The organism is Marichromatium sp. AB32 (assembly GCF_003718675.1).
Classification (GTDB): Bacteria; Pseudomonadota; Gammaproteobacteria; order Chromatiales; family Chromatiaceae; genus Marichromatium; species Marichromatium gracile.
This window is the reverse complement of record NZ_RHFJ01000097.1, coordinates 1-6,514: the sequence shown is the minus strand read 5'-3', so window position 1 is coordinate 6,514 and position 6,514 is coordinate 1. Positions and strand designations below refer to the sequence as shown.

Below are 6,514 nucleotides of genomic sequence, written 5' to 3'. Positions count from 1 at the left end.
GTCGCCCTCGGCGCCGCCATGCGGAAACTCGCCCACATCTGCTTCGGTGTGTTCAAGAACCGTCGTCCCTACCAGCCCGATTACGCTTCCGCGGCTTGACGGGAAAGACGGTATCTTGGCGGTTCAATCTTCTGGCCGCTGGCCGCTGGCCGCTGGCCGCTGGCCGCTGGCCGCTCGCAGTTGTGCGCCGCCGCCGCAAATGGGACCATAAGCAACTGATTACAGCGAGACTCAGGACAGCCCGTGCCCGCGACGCCCCGATCCCAGCAGCCGAATCCCGTCCAGTCGATGCGCCGCGCCGTGGCGCGGCGGTGGGGCTGATCCCATGGCCACGACCCGCAAGACCCGTCGCCGTCCGCCGCGCAAGCGTGGCGGCAAGATCCTCGGCTTCCTGATCCGGGTGGGGCTGTTGCTCGCGCTCGCCATCGGGCTCGGCACCACCCTCTACGGCATCCATCTCGACCGGGTGGTGCGCGCCAAGTTCGAGGGGCAGCGGTGGGCGCTGCCGGCGCGCGTCTATGCCCGTCCGCTGGAGCTCTATGCCGGGCGCCAGCTTGCCGTCGACGAACTCGAACAGGAGTTGCAACGGCTCAACTATCGCCGGCTCGCCAACCCCGACAGCCCCGGTAGCTATCACCGTGAGGGCGAGCAGATCGTGCTGCGAACCCGTCCCTTCCGCTTCTGGGATGGGCGCGAGTCGAGCCGTGGCCTGCGGGTGCGCTTCGACGGCCACCGGGTGAGCGTGCTGGAGGCCGTCGACGGCGGTCCCGATCCGGCGCTGGTGCGGCTCGACGCGATGCTGATCGCGAGCATCTATCCGACCCACAACGAGGACCGCATCCTGGTGCGGCGCAAGGATCTGCCCGAGCTACTGGTGCACACCCTCTATGCGGTCGAGGATCGCAGCTTCGAGCGCCACCTCGGTGTCGACCCGCGCGGTATCGCTCGCGCCGCCTACAGCAACCTGATGGCCGGCGGCGTGGTCGAGGGGGCCAGTACCCTGACCCAGCAGCTGGTGAAGAACTTCTATCTCTCCGCCGAACGCACCCTCGAGCGCAAGCTCAAGGAGGCGTTCATGGCGGTGCTGCTCGAGCGCCGTTATACCAAGGGCGAGATCCTCGAGGCCTACGCCAACGAGATCTATCTCGGTCAGGACGGCAGCCGCGCGATCCACGGCTTCGGGCTGGCCAGTCGCTTCTATTTCAACAAGTCGCTGGCCGATCTCGATGTCGCCGAGACCGCGTTGCTGGTCGGCATGGTGCAGGCGCCCTCGAGCCTCGATCCGCGACGTCGCCCCGAGGCGGCGCTCAAGCGGCGTAATCTGGTGCTCGACGTCATGGTGCGCGACGGTGTGGTCGATGCCGCCACCGCCGCCGCGGCCAAGGACGCGCCGCTCGGGGTGGTCGACGGTGGCGGGCGTCCGGCCGGCGAGTATCCGGCCTTCATCACCCTGGTGCGGCGCCAGCTGCAGCGCGACTATCGCGACGAGGACCTGCGCTCCGAGGGGCTCAACATCTTCACCACGCTCGATCCGCTGGTACAGACCACGGTCGAGCGCTCGGTGCCGGAGCGTCTGGGGGCGATCGAGTCGGCGCGCGGCAAGCGCAAGGGCTCACTGGAGGCCGCGGCGGTGGTCACCTCGGTCGCCCAGGGCGAGGTGCTGGCACTGGTCGGCGGACGCGATTCGGCCTATGCCGGATTCAATCGTGCGCTCGACTCGGTGCGCTCGATCGGCTCGCTGGTCAAGCCGGTGGTCTATCTCACTGCGCTCACCCACCCCGAGCGCTACAGCCTCTCGACCATCATCGAGGACAAGGCGGTGAGCATCCCCGACGGCACCGGGTCGCGCTGGGAGCCGAGCAACTACAGCCATCGCGTTTATGGCAAGCTGCCGCTCTACGAGGGGCTGGTGCGCTCGCTCAACCTCGCCACCGTCAACCTCGGCATGGACCTGGGCGTCGACGAGGTGGTCGACAATCTCTACCGGCTCGGTGCCCAGCGGCGCATCTCGGCGGTGCCGGCGATGCTGCTCGGTGCGGTCAACCTCTCGCCGCTGGAGGTGGCCCAGGTCTACCAGTCGATCGCCGCCGGCGGCTATCGCTCGCCGTTGCGTGCGATCCGCGAGGTGGTCGACGCCGAGGGGCGTCCGCTCAACCGCTATCCGCTGGCCGTCGAGTCGGTGGTCGATCCCCGCGCGGCCTATCTCACCACCTGGGCGATGGAGCGGGTGGTCGAGCGCGGCACTGCCGCCTGGCTGGGACGTCAGCTGCCTGATGGCATGAGCATGGCCGGCAAGACCGGTACCACCAACGGACTGCGCGACAGCTGGTTTGCCGGCTTCTCGGGCGACAAGGTCGCCGTGGTCTGGGTCGGGCGCGACGACTTCAAGCCGATGGGGCTGACCGGCAGTAGCGGCGCGCTGCGGGTCTGGGGCGACTTCATGCTCAAGCTCGAGAACGAGCCGCTGGCGCCGCTGCGCCCGGAGGGCGTGGTGACGGCGCAGGTTTGCGATGGCGCCGAGATGCCTTATGTCGCCGACTATGTCCCGAGCGCCGACAGTTGCGGTGGCGACGAGTCGGCCGAGGAGCAGGAGGGCGAGGCCGTGGCCGAGGGGGCGGCGCAGGATGAAGAGCCTGCGCCGCCCGAGCGTTCACGCCCCGCCAGGGAACAGAACCTCTTCATGAGCGATTTCTACAACTGACGATGCGAGCCTTCATCATCCTGATCGCCGTCCTGGCGCTGAGTGCCTGCGCCGGCCAACCCCGTCAAGGGGACCCCGCACCCGTGGTCCGGGTGACCCCGCGCCCCGAGCAGGCGCCGACCCCGGAGTCGGCCGAATCCGCCGCCGAGGATCCGGCGGTCGCGGAGCCGCAGACCGAGGTCTATGCCTATCGCGACCCGGCGCAGCTCCCGGCGCCCGAGGTGGTTGCCGAGCCAGGTCCGACCGGCTCCACTGTGCCGGCGCTGGTCTCCGAGGCGCCGACCCAATCTCCGACGCCGACGCCGGCGCCGGTCGAACAGCGCCCGAGCGCCCCGAGCGTGCGCTCGAACGCGCCAGCGGCCATCACCCCGCCGCCGCCGGAGACGCCTCGTACCGCGGCGGTGAGCACGCCTCAGCAGGCCCCGGCGCAACCCGCGCCTGCGCCGGCCTCCTCGGTGAGCGCGCCCGATCTGCCGGCTGCCGCCGAGGCCCTGGCGCGACAGGCCGAGCGCCAGCGTCAGTCGGGCGACTATGCCGGCGCCGCCGCCTCGCTCGAGCGCTCGCTGCGCATCGCGCCCAAGCAGGCCTATCTGTGGAACAGGCTGGCGCGGGTGCGGCTCGAGCAGGGCCAGACCGGGCAGGCGGGCAATCTCGCCTCGCGCTCCAACAACCTCGCGGGCGAGGACGCGGCGGTACGTCGTGACAACTGGCTGATCATCGCCGATGTGCGTCGGCGCGCCGGTGACGCCGCCGGTGCGAGCGAGGCCGAACGTCGCGCCAGCGGCGGTTGAGCGCGACGGGCACGGCGACGGCCAGGGTGGACCGCATGGAGCTTGCGCGGGTCTTCGGCGACGACGGGCCGTTGAGCGCCCGCGTGCCGGGGTTCCGGACGCGTCAGCCGCAGCGCGAGATGGCCGAGCGGGTCGGCGCCGTGATCGACGGCGGCGGGGTGCTGGTGTGCGAGGCCGGCACCGGCACCGGCAAGACCTTCGCCTATCTGGTCCCGGCGATCCTCTCCGGGCGCAAGGTGCTGATCTCCACCGGTACCCGCAACCTCCAGGACCAGCTCTTCCATCGCGACCTGCCGCTGATCCGCGACGCCCTCGGCCTGCCGTTGCGCGCCGCGCTGCTCAAGGGGCGGGCGAACTATCTCTGCGTCCACCGCCTGGGTCTCGCGCTCGACGAGCCGGGGCGTCACGATCGGGTGTTGCGCGCACACCTCGAGCAGGTGCGCGACTGGTCGGCCAATACCCGCAGCGGTGACATCGCCGAGCTGCCGCTCCCGGACGAGAGCCCGGTGTGGCCGCTGGTGACCTCGACCACCGACAACTGTCTCGGCCAGGAGTGTCCGCAGTGGCAGTCCTGCCATCTGCTCGCCGCCCGGCGCGAGGCCCAGGCCGCCGACCTGGTGGTGGTCAACCATCATCTGTTCTGCGCCGACCTGGCGCTCAAGGACGAGGGTTTCGGCGACATCCTGCCCGGCGCCGACTGCTTCATCCTCGACGAGGCCCACCAGCTGCCCGATACCGCCTCGACCTTCTTCGGCATGGCGTTGAGCAGCCGTCAGCTGCACGACCTGCTGCGCGACACCGAGCTGGAGTACCAGCGCGAGGCGGGCGACGTGCCCGAGCTGCTCGAGCACTGCGCCCGGGTGCGCCGGGTGCTGCAGGACCTGCGTCTGGCGCTCGGCAGCGGCGAGCGGCGCGGCCCCTGGGAGTCGCTCAAGGAGGAGCCTGCGGTGATACGCGCGCTCGATGCCCTGGCGCGTCGTCTGACCGCGCTCGGCGAGGGGCTCGGTGCGCTCGGCGGGCGGGGCAAGGGGCTTGATGCCTGTGCCGAGCGCGCCACCGAGCTGCTGGCGCGGCTGCAGACCCTGCTCGGCGAGCCCGACGAACGGGTGGTGCGCTGGTTCGAGACCCAGGGGCGTGGTTTCCGTCTGCACCAGACCCCGCTCGAGGTCTCCGGGGTGTTCCGTGCCCAGATGGCGCGACCCGGCACCGCCTGGGTGCTGACCTCGGCGACCCTGGCCGTGGGCGACGACTTCGGTCATTTCATCCGCCGGCTCGGGCTCGACGAGGCCGAGACCGCGCGCTGGGAGAGCCCCTTCGACTACTCCAGCCAGGCGCTCTGGTTCGTCCCCCGCGGTCTGTCCAAGCCCTCGGAACCGGACTACAACCAGCAGGTGCTGGCGCTCGCCCGCGAGGTGATCGGTTACAGTCGGGGGCGGGCCTTTCTGCTGTTCACCAGCCATCGGGCGTTGCGCGAGGTCGCCGCCGGGCTGGTCGGCCAGATCGACTATCCGCTGCTGGTGCAGGGGCAGGCGCCGCGCGGCGAGCTGCTCGAACGCTTTCGCGAGCTGGGCAACGCGGTGCTGCTCGGCACCTCGAGCTTCTGGGAGGGGGTCGACGTGCGTGGCGAGGCGCTCTCCTGCGTGCTCATCGATCGCCTGCCCTTCGCCTCGCCCGGCGACCCGGTGCTCGCCGCGCGCATCGAGGCGTTGCGCCAGCGCGGCGGCAACCCGTTCCGCGACTACCAGTTGCCGCAGGCGGTGATCGCGCTCAAGCAGGGGGCGGGACGGCTGATCCGCGGCAGCGAGGACCGTGGCGTGCTGGTGGTCTGTGACCCGCGACTGCTCTCGCGCTCCTATGGCTACGCCTTTCTCGACAGCCTGCCGCGCACCGCGCGCACCCGCGACATCGCCGATGTGCGCGACTTCTTCGCCACCGCCGACTGAGGTCCGGGGCCCCGGTCGATATCGACAATCGAGGAGGATGGATGGCTCGTCTGCTGGTCCTGATCGCGCTGCTGGTCCTGCTGTGGTGGGGGTGGCGCTGGTTCGTCCGTACCCCGGCGCCCGAGGTCGCACGCGCCCTGCGTGGCTGGGTGGTGTGGGGTCTGGTCGGTCTGCTGGTGCTGGCGGCAGCCACCGGACGGCTCAATCCGCTGTTCGCCGCCCTGGGCGCGGCGATCCCGGTGGTGCTGCGGATCGCCAATCTGGCGCAGCTGTTGCCGCTGCTGCAGCGCTTTCTGGGGCGCGGGCGCGCCGGTCAGGGGCCGCGATTGCGCAGTCGTTATCTCGAACTCGAGCTTGATGCGGGTGGTGGCGCGCTCGACGGCGAGGTGCTCGACGGCCCCTTCGCCGGGCGGCGACTGAGCGCGCTCGATCGCGAGGCGCTGGCACGGATGCTCGAGTTCTATCGCGAGTCCGACGCGGAATCGGCGCGGTTGCTCGAGACCTATCTCTCCCGGGCGCGCGGTTGGAGCGGGGCGAGTGGCGGCAGCGGTGGCGCCGGCTCGGGACGACCGAGCCCGAGCGAGGCGCGCGCCATCCTCGGCCTCGGCGTGGACGCGGGGCCGGACGAGATCCGCGCCGCCCACCGTCGGCTGATGCAACGTCTGCATCCCGACCGCGGTGGCTCCGACTACCTGGCCGCGCGCATCAACGCCGCCAAGCAGGTGCTGCTGGAGGAGTAGCGGCCAGTTGCCGGAAGATTGAACCGCCAAGGCACCAAGGGCGCAAAGGGGTGTTCAAGCTGTTACCGACCGGTCGCCGGTGGTCGCCTGCCCTCAAGCGCTGGGCCAAGGACGTGCGCACCGGTTGATGACGGCAAACCGTGCTGTTGTCGAGGGCGCACACCCACTGGCGACTGGAGGCTGATCGCTGGAGGCTCTGCTCTTCTTTGCGCCCTTCGCGCCTTGTATCTTGCCACCCCGTGGTGGTTAGCTCCCACCGCGCGAGATTGAGGCAGCTCGATTGCGCCTGAAGGCCTGGACCTTGTCGCTAAGACCAAGCCCTCGATCTCTCTTCTCATG

At 70.5% G+C, this 6,514-nt stretch carries 4 protein-coding genes; all 4 read left to right on the top strand.

What is annotated here, in order from left to right:
- The first annotated feature begins 325 nt into the window (after positions 1–325).
- Genes mrcB through EBL85_RS16285 form a run of 4 tightly spaced genes read left to right on the top strand, consistent with a single transcriptional unit; the run spans position 326 to position 6,175 of the window.
- On the top strand, positions 326–2,701 hold the full coding sequence (mrcB, locus tag EBL85_RS16300; RefSeq protein WP_123143455.1) for a penicillin-binding protein 1B: 2,376 nt from the start codon (positions 326–328) through the stop codon (positions 2,699–2,701).
- Positions 2,702–2,703: 2 nt separating this feature from the next.
- A complete protein-coding gene (locus EBL85_RS16295; protein ID WP_123143454.1) occupies positions 2,704–3,492 on the top strand; it encodes a tetratricopeptide repeat protein in 789 nt (262 codons plus the stop codon).
- Positions 3,493–3,527: 35 nt separating this feature from the next.
- Positions 3,528–5,435, top strand: a complete 1,908-nt coding sequence (locus tag EBL85_RS16290; protein WP_123143453.1) for an ATP-dependent DNA helicase — start codon at positions 3,528–3,530, stop codon at positions 5,433–5,435.
- Positions 5,436–5,476: 41 nt separating this feature from the next.
- A complete protein-coding gene (locus EBL85_RS16285; protein ID WP_123143452.1) occupies positions 5,477–6,175 on the top strand; it encodes a molecular chaperone DnaJ in 699 nt (232 codons plus the stop codon).
- Positions 6,176–6,514 lie beyond the last annotated feature (339 nt).